This is a genomic window from Kitasatospora sp. NPDC034533, assembly GCF_055575155.1.
The window spans coordinates 126,182-128,924 of sequence record NZ_JBVITE010000018.1 but is presented as its reverse complement, the minus strand read 5'-3'; the positions used below and the strand labels follow the sequence as shown (position 1 = coordinate 128,924).

Genomic DNA, 2,743 nt, shown 5'->3' with positions numbered 1-2,743 from the left:
ACCGCCGCGATCTGGCACAACGACCAGACCGGGCAGCCCGTCATGCGTTCCCTCACCGCGTACGACCACTGAACCCCTTGGCATCAATCATCTAGGTGCGTCGTACCGGGACGCCGGTGACACGCGTGCCGGGACGACACCCCTACGGGGTCCGGGCGTCCGCCGGCGGGGTGACGGGTGCCTTCGCCGGGTCGTTCGCCGGCGCGTCGCTCGGCGCCGGCGGCTGCGGGGTCGCCCCGCCGGTGGGCCGCCCGCCGCCCGCGGGTTCCGACGCACCGGCCGACGGGGTCGCGCTCGGCCCCGTCGAGGGCGAGCCCTTGCCCGCACCGGCGCCCGGCGTGGCGTCCGGCTCCCGGCTCGGCCGGGTGGTCGCCGGTGCCGACGCGCCGCCGGAGGGCGTGGACTCCGGGCCCCGCCCGCCGCCACCGGTGGACGGCCGCTGCTCGGGGGCGTCCTTGGGAGTGGAGGACTTGGGCGCCACCGAGCCGCCGAAGGAGGTGCCGTTGCCCGACTCGCCCTTGACCGTCGCCGACACCGGCTGCCCGGTGGCCAGTTCGAAGGCCACGATCGGCACCATCGCCAGCACGAAGACCAGCCCGGACACCGCCGCGTAGGTCTTCCAGCTCCAGCGCCGCCGCGCCCGCACCACCTGCGGCGCGTTCCACTCCGAGGTGACCCCCGCCGGCTGCACCCGCGTCTGCGGCGGCCCGGGCTCCGCCGGCACCTGGCGCAGGGAGTTGACCGTCGCGTTCGGCCCGCGGTCCACCGCCCCGCGCAGCTGCTCGCCGGTCCGCTTGAAGATGTGCTGGAACACCGCGCCGCCGGTGGTCGCCCCGACGCTCACCACGGCGGCGCCCACGATCGTGCCGTACACCCCCAGTTCGGAGGCCAGCAGCGCGCCCACCACCGTGGCCAGCGCACTCGCCGCGACCTGAGCCACACTCAGATCGATCCGCTTGCGCTCCTCTTTGGCCTTGCCGCCCTCCTCGACGGCACTCCGCTCCGGCATCGACATCCCTCGGGTTCGTACGACCGTTCTTCGAACAAGACACTCCATCTTGCCCAAAGAAGGACACAAGGGACGAAAATGCGGTTCTTCGCACCCGGATTGTGTGAAGATGATCACCGTTCATCCGGCGGTGGTCCGCCATTGGGGGAGCGCGCTCTTGAGATTCCCGTGAATCGCGGGAGACTTGAGCGGCGAGCCGCCCCGTTGAATGCCACGAATGGAGTACTGTTCGTAAAGCCCGAGCCTTGGGTCGACTTGTCGACTGCGCCAACACCGGCAGCTTGACGAGGAGCCACGGAACGGGCACGCACGGCGACGCCGGTCCCGGATCGTCGCAGTCACTCCGCGTGCGAGGACGGCCGGGACACCCAGGCGCGACGTCGACGGATGGCGTGGCAAAAAGGCAACCGTGCCACAACGGCGTGCGCGGGCGTAAGCCCGACACGCCGGGGAACTCAGCAAGGTTGTGGCCAGTCGCGAGTGGGCAGGCCACACTCAGTACGGGAGCAGCGACGCAGGTGACGTCGGCAGGCACCACCCGGGAGGTAACCGTGCCCGAACTGCGGGTTGTGGCCGTCAGCAACGACGGCACACGGCTGGTGCTCAAGGCTGCCGACAGCACGGAGTACACCCTTCCCATCGACGAGCGGCTGCGTGCCGCTATCCGCGGCGACCGGCCGCGCCTCGGCCAGATCGAGATCGAGGTCGAGAGCCATCTGCGCCCCCGGGACATCCAGGCGCGGATACGAGCCGGTGCCTCCGCCGAGGAGGTCGCCCAGGCCGCCGGGATCTCCGTCGACCGCGTCCGCCGCTTCGAGGGGCCGGTGCTCGCCGAACGCGCGTTCATGGCCGAGCGCGCCCGCAAGACCGCCATCCGCCGCAACGGCGAGTCCCCCGGCCCGCAGCTGGGCGAGGCCGTGGCCGAGCGGCTCGCGCTGCGCGGCGCCGAGAAGGACACCGAGCGCTGGGACTCCTGGCGGCGCGACGACGGCACCTGGGAGGTCATCCTCTCCTACCGGGCCGACGGCGAGGGCCGCAGCGCCTCCTGGACGTACGACCCGCCCAGGCGCCTGGTCCAGCCCAACGACGACGAGGCCCGCGCGCTGATCGGCGAGAACGTCGACCGCGAGGAGGAGTCGGTCTTCCCGTTCATCCCGCGGATCGCCCGGCTCCCCCAGGACCGGCCGCCGCGCCCGATGATCGACCGGCCCTCGGCCGACCGCATCATGTCGGCCCGCGAGGTCCGCGAGTCTCGCGAGGCCACCGCCGAGTCCCGGGACTCGCTGACCAGCCTGCTCGACGTGGTGCCCGCCTTCCGCGGCGACCTCGCCGTCGGCGGCCCCAGCGCGATCGAGCCGGTGCCCGCCGAGGTCGCCGAGGAGGGCGAGGAGCCGGCCGCGGCAGCCGCCGCCCCGGCGGTCGGCGCGGGCTCGGCCTACGCCGACATCCTGATGCCGCGCGCCGTCGCCCCGCACCGCGAGCGCCTGGTCGGCACCACCGACCGGCAGGCCGAGGCGGACGGCGTCCGGCCGGGGCGCCGGGCCACCGTGCCCAGCTGGGACGAGATCGTCTTCGGCAGCCGGCGCAAGAAGCAGGAGTAGTAGTCGTCGCGGTACGCCGGAGGGGGGGGGGGGGGGGGCCCCCCCCCCCCCCCCCCCCCCCCCACCCCCCCCCCCCCCTTTTCGTGGGCGCCACCCAAGGGGGTCCGTTGCTTTGCCCCCCACTCCCCCCAAA

2 protein-coding genes are annotated in these 2,743 nt (G+C 73.6%); one reads left to right on the top strand and one right to left on the bottom strand.

The window, feature by feature from the left end:
- Positions 1-142: 142 nt before the first annotated feature.
- A complete protein-coding gene (locus ACZ55U_RS16115) occupies positions 143-1,009 on the bottom strand; it encodes a hypothetical protein (RefSeq protein WP_465526695.1) in 867 nt (288 codons plus the stop codon).
- A gap of 518 nt (positions 1,010-1,527) precedes the next feature.
- Between ACZ55U_RS16115 and sepH the strand changes: the two genes are divergently transcribed.
- Positions 1,528-2,610 carry a septation protein SepH gene (gene sepH / locus ACZ55U_RS16110; RefSeq protein ID WP_465526693.1) on the top strand — a complete coding sequence of 361 codons (1,083 nt, stop codon included), beginning with the start codon at positions 1,528-1,530 and terminating at the stop codon, positions 2,608-2,610.
- Positions 2,611-2,743: the final 133 nt, after the last annotated feature.

Coding starts and splice junctions, on each gene's coding strand:
- ACZ55U_RS16115 (WP_465526695.1), bottom strand. CDS start 1,009: ATGCCGGAGCGGAGTGCCGTCGAGGAGGGCGGCAAGGCCAAAGAGGAG.